At 61.4% G+C, this 19,444-nt stretch carries 18 protein-coding genes; 8 read left to right on the forward strand and 10 right to left on the reverse strand.

Translation table 11 applies throughout. The features are described from left to right. Positions 1 to 3 precede the first annotated feature (3 nt). Entirely contained in the window at positions 4 to 993 is a 990-nt protein-coding gene (locus LOY31_RS01015) for a sulfate/molybdate ABC transporter ATP-binding protein (RefSeq protein ID WP_064382696.1), read from the forward strand. A 123-nt stretch (positions 994 to 1,116) separates the two neighbouring features. Here LOY31_RS01015 and LOY31_RS01020 read toward each other — a convergent pair whose 3' ends face one another. Beyond that, positions 1,117 to 1,641 carry a DUF962 domain-containing protein gene (locus LOY31_RS01020; RefSeq protein ID WP_085608571.1) on the reverse strand — a complete coding sequence of 175 codons (525 nt, stop codon included), beginning with the start codon at positions 1,639 to 1,641 and terminating at the stop codon, positions 1,117 to 1,119. An 85-nt stretch (positions 1,642 to 1,726) separates the two neighbouring features. On the opposite strand from LOY31_RS01020, the gene LOY31_RS01025 reads away from it, so the two are divergent. Next, positions 1,727 to 2,410, forward strand: a complete 684-nt coding sequence (locus LOY31_RS01025) for a Crp/Fnr family transcriptional regulator (RefSeq protein WP_207984673.1) — start codon at positions 1,727 to 1,729, stop codon at positions 2,408 to 2,410. A 123-nt stretch (positions 2,411 to 2,533) separates the two neighbouring features. Here the strand turns inward: LOY31_RS01025 and uraH are convergent, their stop codons facing one another. Then, positions 2,534 to 2,944, reverse strand: a complete 411-nt coding sequence (uraH, locus tag LOY31_RS01030; protein ID WP_221535472.1) for a hydroxyisourate hydrolase — start codon at positions 2,942 to 2,944, stop codon at positions 2,534 to 2,536. A gap of 16 nt (positions 2,945 to 2,960) precedes the next feature. Continuing rightward, positions 2,961 to 3,443 (reverse strand): heme-binding protein, encoded by a 483-nt coding sequence (locus tag LOY31_RS01035; RefSeq protein WP_221535473.1) that lies wholly within the window; start codon positions 3,441 to 3,443, stop codon positions 2,961 to 2,963. A 137-nt stretch (positions 3,444 to 3,580) separates the two neighbouring features. On the opposite strand from LOY31_RS01035, the gene LOY31_RS01040 reads away from it, so the two are divergent. Beyond that, positions 3,581 to 4,261, forward strand: a complete 681-nt coding sequence (locus tag LOY31_RS01040; RefSeq protein WP_007952810.1) for a heavy metal response regulator transcription factor — start codon at positions 3,581 to 3,583, stop codon at positions 4,259 to 4,261. Beyond that, positions 4,251 to 5,636: a heavy metal sensor histidine kinase gene (locus tag LOY31_RS01045; protein WP_221535474.1), complete on the forward strand. Its 1,386-nt coding sequence runs from the start codon at positions 4,251 to 4,253 to the stop codon at positions 5,634 to 5,636. The genes LOY31_RS01040 and LOY31_RS01045 overlap by 11 nt, the downstream gene beginning before the upstream one ends. Positions 5,637 to 5,769: 133 nt before the next feature. On the opposite strand, the gene LOY31_RS01050 is transcribed toward LOY31_RS01045, so the two are convergent. Next, complete coding sequence (locus LOY31_RS01050) at positions 5,770 to 6,774, reverse strand: AraC family transcriptional regulator (RefSeq protein ID WP_085608575.1); 1,005 nt, start codon at positions 6,772 to 6,774, stop codon at positions 5,770 to 5,772. 100 nt (positions 6,775 to 6,874) lie between these two features. Between LOY31_RS01050 and LOY31_RS01055 the strand changes: the two genes are divergently transcribed. After that, positions 6,875 to 7,948: a fatty acid desaturase gene (locus LOY31_RS01055; RefSeq protein ID WP_258712716.1), complete on the forward strand. Its 1,074-nt coding sequence runs from the start codon at positions 6,875 to 6,877 to the stop codon at positions 7,946 to 7,948. A gap of 53 nt (positions 7,949 to 8,001) precedes the next feature. Here the strand turns inward: LOY31_RS01055 and LOY31_RS01060 are convergent, their stop codons facing one another. The 3 genes from LOY31_RS01060 to LOY31_RS01070 are packed head-to-tail and all read right to left on the reverse strand — an operon-like array spanning position 8,002 to position 12,037. Next, positions 8,002 to 9,612, reverse strand: a complete 1,611-nt coding sequence (locus LOY31_RS01060) for an arylsulfatase (RefSeq protein WP_258712717.1) — start codon at positions 9,610 to 9,612, stop codon at positions 8,002 to 8,004. Between the two features lie 14 nt (positions 9,613 to 9,626). Further along, on the reverse strand, positions 9,627 to 10,442 hold the full coding sequence (locus LOY31_RS01065; protein WP_007952799.1) for an ABC transporter ATP-binding protein: 816 nt from the start codon (positions 10,440 to 10,442) through the stop codon (positions 9,627 to 9,629). Beyond that, the gene (locus tag LOY31_RS01070) at positions 10,439 to 12,037 is read right to left on the reverse strand and encodes an ABC transporter permease (RefSeq protein ID WP_258712718.1); all 1,599 of its coding nucleotides are present in this window, start codon (positions 12,035 to 12,037) and stop codon (positions 10,439 to 10,441) included. Before LOY31_RS01070 ends, LOY31_RS01065 begins: the two co-directional genes overlap by 4 nt. 303 nt (positions 12,038 to 12,340) lie before the next feature. On the opposite strand from LOY31_RS01070, the gene LOY31_RS01075 reads away from it, so the two are divergent. After that, a complete protein-coding gene (locus LOY31_RS01075; RefSeq protein ID WP_011331920.1) occupies positions 12,341 to 13,354 on the forward strand; it encodes an ABC transporter substrate-binding protein in 1,014 nt (337 codons plus the stop codon). A gap of 39 nt (positions 13,355 to 13,393) precedes the next feature. Here LOY31_RS01075 and LOY31_RS01080 read toward each other — a convergent pair whose 3' ends face one another. Further along, positions 13,394 to 14,314 carry a LysR family transcriptional regulator gene (locus LOY31_RS01080; protein ID WP_041475105.1) on the reverse strand — a complete coding sequence of 307 codons (921 nt, stop codon included), beginning with the start codon at positions 14,312 to 14,314 and terminating at the stop codon, positions 13,394 to 13,396. A 180-nt stretch (positions 14,315 to 14,494) separates the two neighbouring features. Here LOY31_RS01080 and LOY31_RS01085 point away from each other — a divergent pair, with 180 nt between their 5' ends. Further along, a complete protein-coding gene (locus LOY31_RS01085; protein ID WP_007952791.1) occupies positions 14,495 to 15,415 on the forward strand; it encodes a TauD/TfdA family dioxygenase in 921 nt (306 codons plus the stop codon). Between the two features lie 125 nt (positions 15,416 to 15,540). Here the strand turns inward: LOY31_RS01085 and LOY31_RS01090 are convergent, their stop codons facing one another. Then, entirely contained in the window at positions 15,541 to 17,151 is a 1,611-nt protein-coding gene (locus LOY31_RS01090; RefSeq protein ID WP_258712719.1) for an alkaline phosphatase family protein, read from the reverse strand. A 342-nt stretch (positions 17,152 to 17,493) separates the two neighbouring features. Here LOY31_RS01090 and LOY31_RS01095 point away from each other — a divergent pair, with 342 nt between their 5' ends. Next, positions 17,494 to 18,411, forward strand: a complete 918-nt coding sequence (locus LOY31_RS01095) for a transposase (protein ID WP_085609292.1) — start codon at positions 17,494 to 17,496, stop codon at positions 18,409 to 18,411. Between the two features lie 82 nt (positions 18,412 to 18,493). On the opposite strand, the gene LOY31_RS01100 is transcribed toward LOY31_RS01095, so the two are convergent. Next, a complete protein-coding gene (locus tag LOY31_RS01100; RefSeq protein ID WP_221533583.1) occupies positions 18,494 to 19,438 on the reverse strand; it encodes a LysR family transcriptional regulator in 945 nt (314 codons plus the stop codon). Between the last annotated feature and the right edge of the window lie 6 nt (positions 19,439 to 19,444).

Below are 19,444 nucleotides of genomic sequence, written 5' to 3' on the forward strand. Positions count from 1 at the left end.
TTCATGTCGATCGAAGTGCGTAACGTCAGCAAGAATTTCAATGCGTTCAAGGCGCTGGACAACATCAGCCTGGACATCCACAGCGGTGAACTGGTGGCGCTGCTCGGCCCGTCCGGCTGCGGCAAGACCACCCTGCTGCGCATTATTGCCGGTCTGGAAACCCCGGATAACGGCAACATCGTGTTCCACGGCGAGGACGTTTCCGGCCATGACGTGCGGGATCGCAACGTCGGTTTCGTGTTCCAGCACTACGCTTTGTTCCGCCACATGACCGTGTTCGACAACGTCGCATTCGGCCTGCGCATGAAGCCGAAAAACCAGCGCCCGACTGAAAGCCAGATCGCGACCAAGGTTCACGAGCTGCTGAACATGGTGCAACTGGACTGGCTGTCGGATCGTTATCCGGAGCAACTGTCCGGCGGCCAGCGTCAGCGTATCGCTCTGGCCCGTGCGCTGGCGGTAGAGCCGAAAGTGCTGCTGCTCGACGAGCCGTTCGGTGCCCTCGACGCCAAGGTGCGTAAAGAGCTGCGCCGCTGGCTGGCGCGCCTGCACGAAGACATCAACCTGACCTCGGTGTTCGTGACCCACGACCAGGAAGAGGCGATGGAAGTGGCCGACCGCATCGTGGTGATGAACAAGGGTGTGATCGAGCAGATCGGCTCACCGGGCGACGTCTACGAAAACCCGGCCAGCGATTTCGTCTATCACTTCCTCGGCGATTCGAACCGTCTGCATCTGGGCGATGACAATCACGTGCTGTTCCGCCCGCACGAAGTGTCGCTGTCGCGGCATGAGCTGGAGGATCACCACGCCGCTGAAGTCCGCGATATCCGTCCGCTGGGCGCGACCACGCGGGTGACGTTGAAGGTTGAAGGCCAGACGGATCTGATCGAGGCGGAAGTGGTGAAAGACCACGACAGCCTGACCGGGTTGGCGAAGGGGGAGACGTTGTTCTTCAAGCCGAAGGTCTGGCAGAAAGTCGCCAACGTTTGATCTCGCTCGTTCCCACGCTCCGCGTGGGAACGCCGCTATAGACGCTCCGCGTCCACTGTGACGCGGAGCGTCACGGGATTCATTCCCACGCAGAGCGTGGGAACGAGCGAGCCGGGCAGTGGTTCAGACAGCCGCACGATTCGGATTGACCCGCACCACACCCGCCCGCGCCTCGATCTGCTCTTTCAGCTCATGGCGCATCCCGAGCATGAACGCCAACTCGGCCACCACAAACAGCGGCCCGACAATCAACCCGCTCAAGTCATCCACAAACGCTGGTTTGCGCCCTTCATAGTGGTGCCCGACAAACTGGATCACCCAGCCAATCAAAAACATCGCCAGACCGCTGCTGAGCCAGACCATGGTGCTCTGCTGCGCCAGGACATGCCCGGCCCACACCGACAGCCCCATCAACACGGTCATCAGAACCCCGAGCTTCAGCTCCAGGCGCAGGTAAAACCACGCCGAAGCGAGGGCCGCGATCACCGCCGGGGAAATCCACAAGCCGCCCACCGACCATTCCGGCCGCGACAACAGCACGGCCACCGCCACCACAATCAGCGGAATCCCGATAAAGTGGCTGGCGATGTTGCGCGGGTCACGGTGGTAAGCGGCGTATTGACTCAAATGATCGACGAGGCTTTTCATTGTTGTTCCTCCTGTAGGGTGATCGAATCATGCCCCGGGTTCACGGCTCGCTCTGTCAGGCAGGCGACAATCTTTAGGAGAACGCATGGATAAGGTCTGGCGCGAGCGTCTGTTGACCGGGCAATGGTTCAGTCATCTGCCTTCGTCCTTTCAGGATAGTCTGCTGGCGGCGGCCCGGGAGCGGCGGCTGGCGGCGGGACAGCGCTTGTTCCAGCGCGGCGATGCACCATGCGGGCTGTACGCGGTGCTCGACGGCGCGGTGCGCATCGGCGCGGTCAGCGAGCAGGGCAAGGAGGCGTTGCTGAGCCTGGTGGAGGCGCCGCACTGGTTTGGCGAAATCTGCCTGTTCGACGGCCAGCCTCGCACGCACGATGCCTACGCGGTCGGGCCTTGTACCCTGCTGAACATTCCCCAGGCCACGCTGCTGAAACTGCTCGACGAACATCCCGTCTACTGGCGGCATCTGGCCTTGCTGATGAGCCACAAATTGCGCCTGACCTTCATCAATCTCGAACAGCTGAGCCTGCTGCCGGCCCCGGCGCGTCTGGCTCATCGCCTGCTGATGATCGCCGAAGGCTACGGCGAACTCGATCCGCCACGCCGCGTGCTGCAACTGCCCCAGGAACAGCTGGCGTCGATGCTGTCGCTGTCGCGGCAGACCACCAACCAGATCCTCAAGGAGTTACAGGGGCAGGGGATTATCGGCTTGAGTTATGGCGAAATCGAAATCCTCGACACTGATCGCCTGCGGGCACTTGCCACACTTTAGTGTTCACTACTATCCCTGTGGGAGCGGGCTTGCCCGCGATTGGGGGCTGTCAGTTGTCCTCTATGTCGATTGACACGACGCCATCGCGGGCAAGCCCGCTCCCACAGGGGAATTGTATGTGGCTTACGAACCGCGATAGGTCGAGAAACCATACGGGCTCAGCAGCAACGGAATGTGATAGTGCTGATCCGTCTGCTTCACTTTAAAGATCACCGGAATCTCCGGAAAAAACGTCTCGTGCTTCGCCTTTTCGAAGTACTCGCCGGTCTTGAACACCACCCGATATTCACCCGCCTCGAACGGTTTGTTCGACGGGAACAGTTCGGCGATCCGTCCCTGTTCATTGGTGGTGCCCTGCACCAGCGGCTGCCAGTCCTGGCCGACATGACGTTCCAGCGTCACGTTGATGCCCGGCGACGGCAGGCCGTTTTCCAGATTGAGTACGTGCACGCTCAGAGGGTTGCCGGCGGCCAGCGCCAGGCTCGAAAAAGCGCTCAAGCCAAGCGCGGCGAAAGTCATGCGCAGTGGGGTCATGGTGATGCTCCTGGGTTCAAGTACGGTTGAGGGACAGGCCGACGATTTCGGCAGCCTTGATCGCGCAGTTTTCGTCCTGCTCGCCGCCACCGGAACCGGCTACGCCCATGGCGCCAACCAGTTCCTTGCCAGCGAACAGCGGGATGCCGCCGCCGAGTAACAACAGCTCATCGAGGGTGTTGAGGTTGGCGGTTTCCGGGTTGCTGCGGGCGCGCTCGGCGAACAACCGGGTCGGGGTCTTCGTCGATAGCGCGGTGTAGGCCTTGCGTTGGCTGGCGGCGGTGTTGTGCGGGCCGATACCGTCGCCGCGCAAGGTCACCAACAGGTTGCCGCCACGGTCGAGCACCGACACCGTGCCGGTGCAGTTTTCCAGCGCTGTGTCGGCCAGCAGCCGTGCGGTTTTCAGATCGAGATCGGTGTGACGGGGCAGTTCAGGCGCAGCAAACGTAGCGCTGCTGAGGCCGATTGTCAGGCTGGCAACCAAGTATTTAACGGTCATGGGCAGGCTCCAAAAAGCGAAGGCCGCCACCTTATCCGCCGGTCCCCGTCGAAACCTCGTCAGCCGGATTACAAGTTTGTAATGGGCAACGGCGCCGAAGGGGCCTAGCCTGTGTCTCTGATCAATCGAGGTGTGCCATGCGTTTGCTGGTCGTAGAAGATGAAGCCAAAACCGCGAATTTCCTCGCCAAAGGGCTGGGTGAGTCGGGTTTTGCCGTGGACGTGGCGCTGAATGGCCTCGATGGACGCTACTTCATTGAGCAGCAGGCATATGACCTGATCATCCTCGACGTGATGCTTCCGGGCCTCAATGGCTGGCAACTGCTGCAGCTGATCCGTCAGCGCGGCGCCACGCCGGTGCTGTTCCTGACGGCGAAGGACGCCATCGAAGACCGCGTGCGCGGCCTCGAACTGGGAGCCGATGACTATTTGCTCAAGCCGTTTGCCTTCGCTGAATTGCTCGCGCGGGTACGGACGTTGTTACGGCGCGGGCCGATGCGCGAAGCCGAGTCGTACAGCATCGCCGATCTGGAAATCGACGTGCTGCGCCGCCGGGTCAGCCGTGGCGGTCAGCGCATCGCCCTGACCAACAAGGAGTTCGCCCTGCTGCATTTGCTCGCCAGCCGTCAGGGTGAAGTGCTGTCGCGTACGCTGATTGCTTCGCAGGTGTGGAACCTGAATTTCGACAGCGACACCAACATGGTCGAAGTCGCGGTGCGTCGGCTGCGTTCGAAAGTCGATGATCCGTACATGCCCAAACTGATCCACACCGTGCGCGGGGTCGGCTATCAACTCGAAGCGCCCGACGATGCGCGCTAGATCCATCGCCTGGCGCCTGGCCCTGGCGTTCGCCGCCGTCTGTGCGTTGGTACTCAGCGCGATCGGCGTGTTCCTGTATCGCTCGCTGGCCTCGGAAATCGCCTGGCGCGACGACATGGCGTTGCTCGGTCGTCTGGAGCAGGTGCGCGCGCTGCTCGCCGACAGCGACAGCCTCGACGCCTTGCAGGCGCGGCCACGGCTGTACCAGAACATGCTCGGCAACCTAGACAGTCTGCTGCTGGTGCAACGCGCGGATGGCTCGAATGTGATCACGATCAACCCTCGCCAACGCGCACTGCCGTCCGTGCAGGCCATCCCCCGGGATCAACCGCCGCAACGCCGCGATGTGCTGACCTGGCAGGCAACGGACGGTGTCGAGCTGGCCCTGTTGTCAGGTCAGGCTCAAGGGCCGAACGGCGAAGCGCTGACCGTGATCGCCGGCAAGGTATTGAGCGAGCGCGAACAGATGCTCGGCAGCTATCGCCTGCGCTTGTATCTGGCCGTCGGCCTGGGTGCCGTACTCGCTTTCACGCTGGGCCTGGCGCTGTTGCGCCGAGGCTTGCGGCCTCTGCGCAAGCTGAGTGAAGCACTGCGCGGCATCGACCTGCGCAGCCTCGACCAACGCGTCCCCACCGCCGGCACGCCAGCGGAATTGCTGGAACCGGTGCACGCGCTGAACGGCATGCTGGTGCGGCTGGACGACGGCTTCCAGCGCCTCTCACAGTTTTCCGCCGACCTCGCCCATGAAATCCGCACGCCGCTGCACACCTTGCTCGCCAGCAACGGCCAGGCACTGAATTACCCGCGCAGCAGCACCGAGTATCAGGAAGTGCTGGCCTCGAACATGGAAGAGTTCGAACGGCTCAAGCGCATGGCCGAAAACCTGATGTTTCTCGCCCGCGCAGAGCAGGCTGAGCGAGCGCTCGATCTGCGCACGCTGGAACTGCACGAAATCGGTGATGAGTTGTGCGACTACTTCGAAGCCCTGGCCGATGACCGGGAAATCCGCCTCGAAAACACGTTCAGTGGAGAGTTGCTGGCGGATCAGCAACTGCTGCAACGCGCGTTGGGCAATCTGTTGGCCAACGCCGTACGCCATGCCGACGCCGATTCGATCATCAGCCTGCGCCGACGCGATGAACCAGGCATGTGCTGGCTGCAGGTCCACAACCTCGGACCGGTCATCGCAGATGAACATCTGGGCAAACTGTTCGACCGCTTCTACCGCGTCGACCCGTCCCGCGCGGAGCCGGGAGATTCCGGCGGATTGGGACTGGCAATCGTGCAGTCGATCATGCAGTTGCATGGGGGGCGGGTGCGGGTGAGTAGTGATGCAAATCGCACTGTGTTTGAACTGGGGTTTGTGGTGACCTGACGGGCGCTTTCGCGGGCAAGCCCGCTCCCACAATGGTCGAGGTGTGACACGGATTTTTTTGTACGCCCCAATTCTTGTGGGAGCGGGCTTGCCCGCGAAGAGGCTGGTCGATTCAGTACAAATTCCAGGCCCGTCAGCGCAACTGATCCCGAAACTGCCCCGGCGTCATCCCCGTCCAGCGTTTGAACGCGCGGCTGAAGCTGCTGGTGTCGGCAAATCCCAACAGATAACTGACCTCGCTCAGCGAGCATTGCGGATCGCGCAGGTGCAGCAGCGCGAGGTTCTCGCGGCTTTCATTCAGCAGGGTGTCGAAGCGACAACCCTCGTCCGCCAGATGCCGTTGCAGGCTGCGCAGGCTCAAGTGCAGGGCCTGGGCGATGCGTTCGGCGCTGGGTTCGCCTTCGGGCAGTTGTTCTTCGATGGCGTCGCGCACCTTGCGCTCCCAGGTCAGCGGTTGGAGCTGGGCGAGGGTGCGTTTGAGCACTGCCTCGTTGTGCTCGGCCAGTTCCGGGTTGGCGTCGTCGAGGTGGCTGTCGAAGTCGGTGAGGGCGAATTCGATGCGGTCTTCTTCGGCGGAAAAATGCACCGGCGAGCGGAATACCTTGTGCCATTGATGGGCATCGGCTGGTTCCGGGCGACGCAGATAAACCGCCAGTGGTGCGTAGTCGCGGCCCAGGCGATTGCGACAGGTACGCACGTAGATCGCGGCGAAGGCGTCGATGGCTTCGAAGGCCGGAGCGGGGTTGTCGGTCGGGATTTTCAGGCGAAACCGATAGCGGTCTTCGGTGCGGGTCAGCTCCAGTTCCAGCGCGTCGCTGACCACCTGGTGATAACGCACGATCCGCTCGAACACTTCACGCAGGCTGCCGCTGGCCACCAACGCATAGCCCAGCGCGTGAAACGTCGTGGGGCTGACGAACCGCGACACTCGCAAACCGATTGCCGGATCACCGCTGACCTGCACCGCGATTTCCCACAGGCGTGTGGTCGCGGACAACGGATAGCGGGCGTTCGGGTCGTCCATCAGTTGCGGATCGAGTCCGGCCTGCTGACACAGGGCAGTGCTGTCCAGCCCCAGCGCGTCGAGTTGCTTGCGCAGGGCACGGGTCCAGCTGGCGAGAGAAGTCGGTTCCTTCATGCTGATTGGCGCTTCCGGTCAACAGGTTGGCGTTCTCGGCTACCGCGTTCGAAATCTGCGCGGGGCAGGATACGAACATCAATAACCAGAGGATGGAAGCATGGACCGTACTTCTGCAAGTCCCCAGCGACACAATGCTGCCCAGCGATCAGCGCATATTCGCGAAGTAGTGCTGGCCAAGGGCGTCGAGCTGCGCGAGCGCTACCCGATTCTCAAGCATCAGGACGCCCTCGGCGCGGGGATTCTGGCGTTTGCCCTGGCCGGGATGATCGGTTCGGCGGCGCTCTACATCACCGGGCACATGGCGTGGTGGGCGTGCCTGTTGCTCAACGCGTTTTTCGCCTCGCTGACCCATGAGCTCGAACATGACCTGATTCACAGCATGTATTTCCGCAAACAGCGCGTGCCGCACAACCTGATGATGGGCCTGGTGTGGCTGGCGCGGCCGAGCACGATCAACCCGTGGATCCGTCGCCATTTGCACCTCAATCATCACAAGGTGTCCGGCACTGAAACCGATATGGAAGAACGGGCAATCACCAACGGCGAACCGTGGGGTTTCGCGCGGTTGCTGATGGTCGGCGACAACGTGATGTCGGCGTTCATCCGCATGCTGCGGGCCAAGACCTGGGCGCATAAATTCAGCATCATCAAACGCACTTTGAAGGTCTACGCGCCGCTGGCGCTGGTGCATTGGGGGGCTTGGTATGTGTTTCTCGGGTTCCATGCGGCCAATGGAATCGCTGACTTGATGGGCTCGCCGATCGAATGGTCGGCGACCACGTTGTCGGTGATGCAGGTGATCGACATCGCCGCCGTGGTGATCATCGGCCCGAATGTATTGCGCACCTTTTGCCTGCACTTCATCAGTTCGAACATGCATTACTACGGGGATGTGGAACCGGGCAATGTGCTTCAGCAGTGCCAGGTGTTGAATCCTTGGTGGCTGTGGCCGTTGCAGGCGTTCTGCTTCAACTTCGGCAGCAGTCACGGGATTCATCATTTTGTGGTGAAGGAGCCGTTTTATATTCGCCAGCTGACGGTGCCGGTGGCGCATAAGGTGATGCGGGAGATGGGGGTTCGGTTTAACGATTTCGGGACGTTTGGGCGGGCGAACAGGTTTGTTCGCAAGGAAGAAGTCCAGCAGAAAGAAGTGCAGACGGCTCAGGCTTGAAGGTATCCGAAGCTATCGCCGGCGAACCGGCGATAGCCTTACATCAGCCCCCCTCAATCCGGCTGAAACGGCGACTCACTCAAAATCACCCCGGTCTCCTCCACATACCGCTGCCAATGCTCAATCAGCGCCTCAAGCTTCTGCGGCTGACTCGACGCCAAATCATGAATCTCCCCCGGATCACTGCCCAGGTCATAAAGCTGCCATGTCGCCGGCTCCACCGGCCCGGGGATCCACACCGCCTTCCACTGCCCCTGCCGAATCGCCCGGCGCCCGAACAACTCCCAGCCGGTAACGGTGTGTTCGTCATGCACCTGCGCCGTTTCGCCGGACAAGAAACCCAGCCACGATTTACCACGCAACGGCGCCACCGGTTTGCCGTGCCACTGCTTGCCGGGATGGCGCACGCCGGCCAGATCGAGGATGGTCGGCGTGATGTCCATCACCGTGCCGAAACCATGGCTGATCTGCCCCTTCAGCGGCAGCTGCGGATAGTGCAGCAGTGCCGGAACGCGAATCCCGCCCTCGGTGGTGAAGGCCTTGAACAGGCGTGACGGCGCGGTCGCCACCTGCGCCCAGTTCGGCCCGTACCAAACGTAGGAATTGGCGCGCCCGATGTTTTCGAGGCTGTTGTCGTAGTGCTGGCTCAGATACGTCACCAGCTCCGGACCGAATTTCGGGAAGGCTTCCAGCAGTGCGCCTTCGGCACCGTTGTCGGACATGAACAGGATGAAAGTGTTGTCGAGCTGGCCCTGCTGGCGCAGGTAGTCGACGACGCGGCCGATGTTCCAGTCCATGCGCTCGACCATCGCTGCGTAGACCTCCATCGCCCGGGCGGAAATGCGTTTTTGTTCATCGCTCAGCGCGTCCCATTGCGCGGTCAGCTGGATCAGCGGATGCGGCTCGATATCCGGCTCGATCAGCCCCAGCGATTTGAGTTTTTCCAGACGCTCGAGGCGCAGCACTTCCGGCCCCGCGTCGTAGCGGCCACGGTATTTTTCGACGATGTCGGCGGGCGCCTGCAACGGCCAGTGCGGCGCGGAAAACGGCAGGTACGCGAAGAACGGCCGGCTCTGGTCACGCTCCTTGAGGTAATGCAACAGCTTGTCGCCGAAGGCGTCGGAGGAATAGAAATCCTTGGGCAATTCGTCGATGAACGTGTCGTCCTCGATGTACAGCGCCGGGGTGGATTTCAGCAGGCCGGGCGTGTGTTCATCGTAGGTCGGTTCGAATCCGTAGTGGTTGGCCGCGCCGGGTAGCAGCGAGAACGAACGCTCGAAGCCACGGGCGTGGGGCGCCAGTTCGGCGGTCAGCCCCAAGTGCCATTTGCCGCTCATCAAGGTCTGGTAACCGGCCTCGCGCAGCAACTCCGGCAGCGCGACGACACGGTCGTTGAGGTAACCCTCGTAACCCGGTTTGCCGATCAGGTCCGGGGTCAGGGTTTCAGCCATGGTGCCGATGCCGGCGATGTGGTGATCGGTGCCGGTGAGCAGCATCGAGCGGGTCGGCGAGCAGGTCGGCGCGGTGTGAAAATCGGTCAGGCGCAGGCCATTGTTGGCCAGTGCATCGAGGTTCGGCGTGGCGATTTCGCCGCCGAAGGCTCCGATGTCGGAGAAGCCGAGGTCATCGGCCAGAATCACCAGAAAGTTGGGACGTTGCGGCATCAACAGGCTCCTGTTCAGCAGGCAATGAACGACAGCGGCAGATCTCGGATCTGCACCGGTGCGCTCGGTTGGTAATGGTCGTCACTGGTCAGTTCGTGCAGCAGTTCTTCGCGCAACTGGTGGAAGTCGAAACTGCTGCGCTGGCGCGGATGGGGCAGGGCGATGTCCACCACCTGTTTGATCCGGCCGGGGCGCGGTTCCATCACCACCACGCGGTCGGCGAGGAAAATCGCTTCCTCGACATCGTGGGTGACCAGAATCGTGGTGATCTTTGCCCGCTCGCGAATCGCCAGCAGCTCGTCCTGCATCTGCTGGCGGGTCAGTGCGTCGAGGGCGCCGAAGGGTTCGTCGAGCAGCAGGATCCGTGGGCTCGCCACCAGTCCGCGAGCAATCGCCACGCGCTGGGCCATGCCGCCGGAGAGTTGATGCGGGTAGGCGCGGGTGAAATCGCGCAAGCCCACCAGCTCGATGAAATCGTTGATGCGTTGCTGTTTTTCAGCGGCGCTCAGCGGCTCGTTGACCAGACCCAGCCCGATGTTGTCGGCTACGGTCAGCCACGGGAATAAACGGTGTTCCTGAAACACGATGCCGCGCTCGCCGCCGATGCCGCTGACGGCTTTGCCATCGACCGTGATCTGCCCGCGAAACTGCGTATCGAGGCCCACCAGCAAACGCAGCAAAGTGGATTTGCCGCAGCCGCTGGAGCCGACGATGGCGACGAATTCGCCCTCGGCGATGTCGAGGTTGAATTCGCGAATCGCCTCCAGTTCGAAACCGTCGACGTCGAAGGATTTGCCTACATGGTTGAAGCTGACAATCGGTGCGTTCATGCGTGTCTCCAGCGGGTGGCGCGGATTTCCAGGCGTTGGCCAATGAGGTTGAGCAGGGCGCCGGTGAGGCCGACCAGCAGCATCCCGGCCATGATCAGGTCCATGCGCAGCAGTTGTTGGGCGCCGATCATCTGGCTGCCGATGCCGCCGTTGGACGGCATGAAATATTCGGCGCCGATGGTGCCGAGCCAGGCGTAGATCAGGCTCAGGCGCAGGCCGGCGAAAATCCCCGGCGCGGCGCCCGGCAATACCAGTCGACGCAGACGCTGGCCGAGGCTCAGGCGCAGCACCTGCGCGGCCTCGTTGAGTTGTGGCGAGAGGTTGGCGACGCTGCGTTGGGTTGCGACAAACAACGGAAAGAATGCGGCGAGGGCGACGAACACCCACTTCGCCAGTTCGCCCAGACCGAACCAGGCGGTGAGCAGCGGCACCCACGCGAAAATCGCGATCTGGCGCAGGGCGGCGAGGGTCGGGCCGAGCACGCGTTCGCTGGTGCGCGACAGACCCAGCAACAAGCCCAGCACGAGGCCGAGGCCGCCGCCAATCAGCAAGCCGCCGAGTGTGCGGCCCAGGCTCAGGGCCATGCCGGAGATCAACGTGCCGTCGAGCAATCCGTTTTTCGTCGCCTCAAGCACCACCCACGGGCTGACCAGAATGTTGGCATCGATCCATTGCTGATCGACCGCCAGTTGCCACAATGCAAACAGCGCCAGCGGCAGCAGCCACGGCTGCACGCGTTGCCAGCCTTCGTAGCGCGGGCCGCGACGAATCTCCGCCGTGGCTGGGTGCGGCCAGTGCACCAGTTTCCTGTCCAGCAGACCGATGCCGCGATCCATCGCCACGCCGATCAGACCGATCACCACGATGCACACGAAGACGATGTCGAGCATGAACAGCTGACGCGCCCAGACCATCAGGTAACCGATGCCTTCGCTGGAGGCCAGCAGCTCGACGGCAAGCAACGACGTCCAGCCAGCGGCCAGTGCCAGACGCACGCCGGCCATGAACGCTGGCAGCGCGGCGGGCAGCACCAGTCGGCGGATCAACAAGCGTGGCGGCAGACGTAAAACCGCGGCGGCTTCACGCAGTTTGGGTTGCGCATCGCGTACGCCGACCAGTGTGTGCAAAGTCACCGGCACCACGATGGCCTTGACCAGCACCACCAGTTTCAGCGTTTCGCCGATGCCGAAAAACACCATGAACAGCGGAATCCACGCCAGCGTCGGCACCTGGGCCAGGCCGGCGAAGGTCGGGAAGATCAGGCGTTCGAGACGACGGCTGAAGCCCAGCGCCGCACCGAGTACCGCGCCGGCGGTAACGCCCGCCAGCAGGCCCCAGAACAACCGTTGCAGACTGATCCACAAATGGCTCCACAACTCGCCCTGGGACAGCTCGACGGCGCTGCTCCACACCAGCGATGGCGCCGGCAGGATCTGTTCGCTCATCCATTGATTGCGCGCCGCCAGCCACCATAGGGCGAACAGTCCGAGCGGCAATATCCAGGGTAAAACGCGGTGGCTCAGGCTTGGCCAGGTTCGCCGGCTTTTCAACGGCGGTGCGGCCAGTGGCAGGCTGAGCAGGGATTCACGGGCCATGGTGACCTCCGTTGTCGGGTTGGATCGAGTCAGCGGAATTAGCTAAAAACAAATTGTTATAAGCGAGTTGGAAAATAATCATTTTGGAGATAAGCAGCGCCATTTAAGGCCTCCAGCCCGGCGCGCATCCAATGCATTTGAAGAATATTTTCGATGCTCTCCATGCATACGGCTCTGCATGTCCCGACTTTGCTGGCTTAGCTTGAAAAGCTATAAAAATGTGCTTTTTAAGTATTTAAACGCTGATACGGATTGCGCCTACTTTCGGCTCCTCAATGCCCGCCGTGATCAGGAGCCGCACCCATGAACCTTCCCTTCAAACGTGTCATCAGTCTGTTTGCCGCGCCGGCGCTGGCGGGTCTGCTGGCGTTCTCTGCCCAGGCCGACGAGCTCAAGGAAATCAGGATTGCCGTGCCTGATCTGAGCGCGGGTACTCAACACAGCGGCGGGGGCATCGTGGACGTGCTGCGCGATCAGCAGATCTTCGAAAAGGCCTTCGCCGATCAGGGCATCAAGATTCAGTGGAGCTTCTTCAAGGGCGCCGGGCCGGTGATCAACGAGGCGTTCGCCAACGGTCAGGTGGATCTGGCCTATCTCGGAGATCTGGCGGCCATCATCGGCAAGTCCAACGGACTGGATACGCGCCTGCTCAGCGCCAGCGCCCGGGGTGTGAAGCAATACCTCGGCGTGGTGCCGGGTTCGGGGATCAAGACGCTGCAGGATCTCAAAGGCAAGCGCGTGGCGATCTTCCGGGGCACCGCGACCCAGTTGTCGTTCGATGCGGCGCTGGCCAGCGTGGGCCTGAGCGAGAAGGACGTGAAAGTGATCAACCTCGATTTCAACGCAGCGGTTGCGGCGCTGGCGGCGAAGCAGATCGATGCATCGTGGGGCAGTTCCGGGCTGACTGCATTGCAGGCCAAAGGCCTGGCCGAGTTGCCGCTTAACACCAAAGACCTCGGTGGCGCCGGTAGTGTGCAGTCGGTGCTGGTGGGCACCGGCAAGTTTGTCGACGGGCATCCGGAAGCCGTGGCGAAGCTGCTCAAGGCGCAGCAGCAGGCAGTGGAGTGGCTGACTCAGGACAGCAACAAGGACGCTTACGTGCAGCTTGTGTCGGGACTCGCGAGCTATCCGCCAGTGATCCTGACCCAGGATCTGAAGGATCAGAACCTGAGCGAAGTGTTCCCGTCGACACTGGATCCGCTGTTCCTCGAAAACCTGCAGGGCAAGGTGGATCTGGCGGCGCAGCAGAAGCTGATTCGCAAGCCGTTCAAGGTGAACGAGTGGGTGGCGCCTGAGCTGGCGGCCGCGAAGCTCTGAGTCATGCAGTCATTCCCGCGCAAGGCGTGGGAATGACCCTCAAACCGCGACGCTGATCGCCTGTTTATCCACCGCCACCAACGTCTCGATCATCGCCCGCGCCGCCGGTGAAAGCCGGAATCCCGTGCGGCTCACAATCCCGCACCGCGCATTCATGCTCTCCAGGTTCTGCGGCAGATTGCGCCAGTGCAGCAGCGCCAGCGAGCCTTGGGCGATGTCCTCGACAAACGCCTCTTCGGTGCCGACGCCAATCGCGTTGGACTGCAACACCACTTTCACCAGCGCCGGAAAATGCTCGGTCTCGATGGTCGGTGAAAAATCGATCCGCCCGCTGAGATTCGCCAGCAGTTTGCGAATGCCCGGCGGGATCAGCGTGGTCGCCAGCGGGTAGTCGAACATGTCGTTGGTCGACAGGCTTTCCTTGGCCAGCAGCGGATGCCCCGGTCGGCAGAAAAACACCCCGCGCTTGGGTGTCAGCGGCTGGGTCTGGAAGTTCGGGTCGGACTCGAAATGGCGGATGTCGGCGATGAAGAATTCGATCTCCTCGCGGCTCAGGGCGCGGCTGAGTTTCTCCCAGTTATCCACCTGAAAACAGGTGCGTACTTTCGGGTGCGCATTGATGAATTGCGCCACCGCGTCCGGCACCAGTTTTACCGCCGGCGCCGGGCCGCAACCGAAGTGCAGTTCGCCAGCGTCGAGCTTGGTCATCTGTGTGACTTCGGCGCTGAGCAACGCCGCGCCCTGCACCAGGGTCAGGGCGTGTTGCAGCACCACCTGGCCCTCTGGGGTCGGGCGCAGATCCTTGTTGCCGCGATCCACCAGCACGCAGCCGAACTCCTGCTCCAGCCCCTGAATACTGCGGCTGAACGCCGGTTGAGTGATGCCCATGGCGTCAGCCGCGCGGACAAAACTGCGGTGTTCGTTGAGGGCGATGAAGTAGCGCAACTGGCGAAGATCCATATGCTTTTCCGGCATCCTAAAAATAGCTCGAAGGCATTTGCGACGAGGTTGCTTGAGGTTTTAAATGCAAGCTCTTATTCCGTCAACGAAGCATGTGAATATCTATTAGATGTAAATGGAATATAGATAGAGCGTTGTTTCGCTGCCGTCCAACCGCAAGCAGTCGATGAGGGTCTACCCATGAGCAATGCCGCACTCGCTGTAAAACCCGCTGTCCACGCGCTGGACATTCATCCGGTGGCCGGCCGTATCGGCGCCGAAATCCGTGGCGTGCACTTGTCCGGTGAGCTGGATGCCGCGACGGTTGAAGCCATTCAACAGGCGCTGATTCAGTACAAGGTCGTTTTCTTCCGCGAGCAGACCCAGCTCGACGATCAACGTCAGGAAGCCTTCGCGCATCTGCTCGGCGAGCCCGTGGCGCACCCGACCGTGCCGTCCCGCGAGGGCACCCGTTATCTGCTGGAACTGGACGGCGCCGAAGGGCAGCGCGCCAACTCCTGGCACACCGACGTGACCTTCGTCGATGCCTACCCGAAAGCCTCGATCCTGCGTTCGGTGGTGGCTCCGGCGTTCGGTGGCGACACGCTGTGGGCGAACACCGCGACCGCGTACAACGAACTTCCGACGGAATTGCGTGAGCTGGCAGACAAGCTGGTGGCCGTGCACAGCAACGAGTACGACTATGCCGCCGTGAAGCCGGACGTGTCGGCGGAGAAGCTTGAGCGTTATCGCAAGATCTTCACCTCGACCGTCTACGAGACCGAGCACCCGGTGGTGCGTGTGCACCCGATCAGCGGCGAAAAGAGCTTGCTGCTGGGGCATTTCGTCAAGCGCATCAAGGGCTATTCCCAGGCTGATTCGGCGCACCTCTTCGGCTTGCTGCAAAGTCATGTGATCCGCCAGGAGAACGTCGTGCGCTGGCGCTGGAAGGCCGGTGATGTGGCGATCTGGGATAACCGCTCGACGCAGCATTATGCGATTGATGATTACGGCACTCAGGATCGTGTGGTGCGTCGGGTGACGCTCAAAGGGGAAGTGCCGGTCGGGGCGAATGGGCAGCGTAGCCAGACCATCAAAGGCGCAGAAATCGTCGGTGTCTGATCACTGATCGTTCCCACGCTCTGCGTGGGAATGCCTCAAGGGACGCTCTGCGTCCGCTTTGGGACGCGGAGCGTCCCGGGCTGCATTCCCACGCGGAGCGTGGGAACGATCAACAACAATCTCAATCACCAGACGCCAATCTGAACGAGCTTCTCAGTCTCCGGCTCCCCATAACGAAACCGCTGCCCACGCAAATCAATCTCCCGATGACTGATGGTCGTGCGCCGCTTCAACCCGCGCACCCACTCGAACAGATACCCCGCATGCTCCTCGCGCACTGCCGCATACGCCGGATCAGCGCCCAGATCCTGCAGCTCCTGCGGGTCATTCAACAGATCGAAAAGCTGCGGCCGGAAGCCGTCGTACGCCAGGTATTTCCAGCGCTCGCTGCGCACCATGGTCATGCGGCAGCGGTCGATCGGCTGGCCCAGTCGCTCACGTGCCGGGGCCTGGAAGGCATAGTCGTATTCGCTGATCGCATAGCGGCGCCAGTCAGGACTTTCACCGTGCAGCAGCGGAATCAACGAGCGACCCTCCAGTCGATGCTCGGCGCCCCTCACACCCAGCGCTTCGAGAAAGGTCGGCACGCCGTCGATGGTTTCCGCCAGGCGTTCGTCCACCGTGCCCCGCGTGACATCCGCCGCCGCACGCGGGTCGCGCACGATCAGGGGGACGCCCACCGCCTGCTCCAGCAAAAACTCCTTCTCGCCCAGCCAGTGATCGCCCAGAAAGTCGCCGTGATCGCTGGTGAACACGATCAGCGTGTCCTCCCAGCGACCGTTGCTTTGCAGGAAATCGAACAGCCGCCCCAACTGATCATCGACCTGTTTGACCAGGCCCATGTACGTCGGGATTACGTTCAGTCGTACCGGATCTTTGGAGAAATTCAGGCTTTCCTCATGCTGGCGAAAGGCCTGATAGACCGGGTGGTCGCTTGGAGAGGCATTACGTACCGGTTCGAGAATCGATTTCGTACTGTACAAGGTGTGGTATGGCGCCGGTACGATGTAGGGCCAGTGGGGTTTGATATAGGACAGGTGTAAAAACCACGGTTTTTCACCTTGCTCACCGATGAAGTCGATGGCTCGATTTGTAGTGTAGACAGTCTCTGAATGTTGCTCGGGAATTCGCGCTGGCAAATGGGCATTGCGCATTTTCCAGCCGCTGAGGATTTCGCCGTTGTCGCCTTCGGCCGCGTTGGCCCAGTCGTGCCAGGGGTTACGCCCTTCGAAACCCTGTTCCCGCAGGTAATGGGTGTAAGGCGCGGATTCGCGTTTGTCATCGAACAGTGGATCGTCCGGGAAGATGCCGTCGTGTCGAAAGTACGGCTCGAAGCCGACTTCGTTGAGCACTTCGGCCTGGGCGCTTTCGGGGTTGATCGCCAGCCGCTGCAAGGCATCCACGTTGGCCGTGGCGTGGGTCTTGCCGACCAGCGCAGTACGAATGCCGTGGGGCCGCAGGTAATCGCCGATGGTCAGTTCTTCCAGCGGCAGCGGCACCGCGTTCCACGCTACTTGATGGCTGCTGACATAGCGCCCGGTGTAGGCCGACATCCGCGACGGCCCGCAGATCGTGCCCTGTGTATAGGCGCGGCTGAAGCGCACGCCGGCGGCGGCCAGGCGATCGATGTTCGGGGTGTGCAGGTGCGGGTGGCCGTAGCAGGACAGGTAATCGCGGCGCAGTTGATCGCACATGATGTACAGCACGTTGCGCACAGGGTTTTGCGGGTTGGACATGGGGTTCACCAGTCAGAAAGACAGGCGAGGTTTTTCGCTTTCGGCGAGGGTGTTCGGCAAGTGCATTCGGGGAATGTGTTTCATGCAAGAAATGCATTGGCGCCTGTACCGGCCTCTTCGCGAGCAAGCCCGCTTGTGTCTGGGTAAGGGAATAGACTCTGGGGTGAGAGGGGTGAATGGCAAGCTGTGAGTCCGCGGTGCTTGAAGCACGAGTGGGAGCAAAGCTGCCATTCACCTTTCTACTCTGGCCCATAAGCCCGAACAGTTGGACGAGCGCCACTCGAATCACAAGCGTGGGCAAAGCCAGAGCACTCTCACTTTTGAGTGTAAGAGGGTTTTGCCATGATTTCCTGGGTCGGTATCGATATCTCCAAATCCAACCTCGTTGTTTGGATTCAGCCTCAGAAAGTGGGGTTCGAGATTACAAATACGCTTGAAGGCTTTGTTGAGCTGACATCGCGTTTAAGCCACTACACGGTTGGCCGAGTATTGCTGGAGGCCACGGGAGGATACGAGCGAAAGGTCGTGGCGGCCTTACAAGAGGCGGGCTTCAATGTGCTCAGGATCAACCCTCGCCGGGCCAGAGCCTTTGCCGTAGCAATGGGCAAGAATGCCAAGACGGATCCCATCGACGCCGCTGTTCTTGCCGATTTTGCCGAGGCTTTGCATGCGTCTCGCGAAAAGCCAATTTCGCCTGGCCGTGAAGCGTTGCGTGAACTCATTCAGTTGCGCGAGCATTTCGTCCAACAGCGAGACGACAACAAGCGCCGGCTGCAGCAGGCCCAGTTGCCAGCGGTTATCGAGGCGATCAAAGACCATATTCGCTATCTGCAACTCCAGATCAAACAGTTCGGTAAAGCCATTAATCAAAGCATGCGAGAGCTGGATGCTGAAAAAGCCGACCGGCTCACTTCAGTTAAAGGCATCGGCACTGTGGCGACCGCCAGCTTGCTGGTTTACCTGCCTGAACTCGGCGAGCTTGATCGCAGAGAAATCGCGGCTCTGGCAGGAATCGCTCCCTACAATGACGACAGTGGCAATCACAGCGGCAAACGCCAGATTTACGGAGGAAGATCCCGCGTCAGACGTGCGCTTTACATGTCGTGCTGGGTCGTGATCCGTTATCACGCTGACTTCAAGGCCCGCTATGAGGCGCTGCGAGAAAGAGGCAAGAGCGCGAAAGTCGCGCTCATCGCCTGCATGCGGATACTACTGATCAGACTAAATGCCATGCTGCGTGACGGCACCGAATGGCGGTGACGAATGGCAGGGTTAAGACAGTTGCTCCCACAGGAGTACGCGTTCCAGATGTGGGAGCGGGCTTGCTCGCGAAGGCGGTGCGTCAGACGGCAAAATTGTCCAGTGAACACAGTTCTTCTTCCACCGCATCGATCGCCTTGATCTGCTCGATCATCGCCTCGGCCAACGGTGACAAGCGATACCCGGCGCGGCTGACAATTCCGTAACGGGTGTAAAGCTCCTCCAGATCATCCGCCAACCCTTCGACCTTCAAGCACACCAGTTCACCTCGGGCTTGATGCAGTGCATCCGAATAGGCGCCAACGATGCCGATCGCATCGGAGCGCAACACCACGCCGAGCAGACTGGCGCTGTTCTCGCACTCCACGTTCGGGACGAAATCCGGGCGGCCACTAAGATCGACGATGACCTTGCGCAGGTTTGGCGGACGAATGCTCACGGCCAGTGGATAACTCATCAATTGCTCGGCCGTGACCCGATCCGATGCGGCCAGCGGATGCCCGGCGCGGCAGCAGAAATGCCATTTGCGCGGTCGCAACCGGTGGGTCAGATAATCCGGATCTGCCTCGAAGTGGCGGGTGTCGGCGACGAAGAATTCGAACTCTTCGCTCAGCAGCCGTTTGCTCAGGCTCTGCCAGTCATCGACCTGGTAATGCACCCGCGCTTTCGGGTAGCGGCCGATGAAGCTGCCGATCGCTCGCGGGATCAATCCTGCCGCCGGCGCCGGGCCGCAACCGAAGCGCAATTCCCCCGCCTCCAGCCCGTTGAACTGGCTGATCTCGTTGGCCATCTGCTGCGCACCGCTGACCAGTCGCCGCGCATGTTCAAGCAGCACCTGGCCCTGTTTGGTCGGTGGCAATTCCTTGCGCCCGCGATCCACCAACTGACAACCGACGCTGTGTTCCAGCGCCTGAATGCTGCGGCTGAATGCCGACTGCGACAGGTTCACCGCCTGCGCGCCGGCGACGAAGCTGCGTTGTTCGGCGAGGGCGATGAAGTGTCTGAGCTGGCGCAAGTCGATATGCATTTTTCA

The organism is Pseudomonas sp. B21-021 (genome assembly GCF_024749205.1).
Lineage (GTDB): Bacteria > Pseudomonadota > Gammaproteobacteria > Pseudomonadales > Pseudomonadaceae > Aquipseudomonas > Aquipseudomonas paraglycinae.

What these genes read in the sequence shown, in the direction of transcription:
- LOY31_RS01015 (WP_064382696.1), top strand. Translation starts at nt 4, where the DNA reads ATGTCGATCGAAGTGCGTAACGTCAGCAAGAATTTCAATGCGTTCAAG.
- LOY31_RS01020 (WP_085608571.1), bottom strand. Translation starts at nt 1,641, where the DNA reads ATGAAAAGCCTCGTCGATCATTTGAGTCAATACGCCGCTTACCACCGT.
- LOY31_RS01025 (WP_207984673.1), top strand. Translation starts at nt 1,727, where the DNA reads ATGGATAAGGTCTGGCGCGAGCGTCTGTTGACCGGGCAATGGTTCAGT.
- uraH (WP_221535472.1), bottom strand. Translation starts at nt 2,944, where the DNA reads ATGACCCCACTGCGCATGACTTTCGCCGCGCTTGGCTTGAGCGCTTTT.
- LOY31_RS01035 (WP_221535473.1), bottom strand. Translation starts at nt 3,443, where the DNA reads ATGACCGTTAAATACTTGGTTGCCAGCCTGACAATCGGCCTCAGCAGC.
- LOY31_RS01040 (WP_007952810.1), top strand. Translation starts at nt 3,581, where the DNA reads ATGCGTTTGCTGGTCGTAGAAGATGAAGCCAAAACCGCGAATTTCCTC.
- LOY31_RS01045 (WP_221535474.1), top strand. Translation starts at nt 4,251, where the DNA reads ATGCGCGCTAGATCCATCGCCTGGCGCCTGGCCCTGGCGTTCGCCGCC.
- LOY31_RS01050 (WP_085608575.1), bottom strand. Translation starts at nt 6,774, where the DNA reads ATGAAGGAACCGACTTCTCTCGCCAGCTGGACCCGTGCCCTGCGCAAG.
- LOY31_RS01055 (WP_258712716.1), top strand. Translation starts at nt 6,875, where the DNA reads ATGGACCGTACTTCTGCAAGTCCCCAGCGACACAATGCTGCCCAGCGA.
- LOY31_RS01060 (WP_258712717.1), bottom strand. Translation starts at nt 9,612, where the DNA reads ATGCCGCAACGTCCCAACTTTCTGGTGATTCTGGCCGATGACCTCGGC.
- LOY31_RS01065 (WP_007952799.1), bottom strand. Translation starts at nt 10,442, where the DNA reads ATGAACGCACCGATTGTCAGCTTCAACCATGTAGGCAAATCCTTCGAC.
- LOY31_RS01070 (WP_258712718.1), bottom strand. Translation starts at nt 12,037, where the DNA reads ATGGCCCGTGAATCCCTGCTCAGCCTGCCACTGGCCGCACCGCCGTTG.
- LOY31_RS01075 (WP_011331920.1), top strand. Translation starts at nt 12,341, where the DNA reads ATGAACCTTCCCTTCAAACGTGTCATCAGTCTGTTTGCCGCGCCGGCG.
- LOY31_RS01080 (WP_041475105.1), bottom strand. Translation starts at nt 14,314, where the DNA reads ATGGATCTTCGCCAGTTGCGCTACTTCATCGCCCTCAACGAACACCGC.
- LOY31_RS01085 (WP_007952791.1), top strand. Translation starts at nt 14,495, where the DNA reads ATGAGCAATGCCGCACTCGCTGTAAAACCCGCTGTCCACGCGCTGGAC.
- LOY31_RS01090 (WP_258712719.1), bottom strand. Translation starts at nt 17,151, where the DNA reads ATGTCCAACCCGCAAAACCCTGTGCGCAACGTGCTGTACATCATGTGC.
- LOY31_RS01095 (WP_085609292.1), top strand. Translation starts at nt 17,494, where the DNA reads ATGATTTCCTGGGTCGGTATCGATATCTCCAAATCCAACCTCGTTGTT.
- LOY31_RS01100 (WP_221533583.1), bottom strand. Translation starts at nt 19,438, where the DNA reads ATGCATATCGACTTGCGCCAGCTCAGACACTTCATCGCCCTCGCCGAA.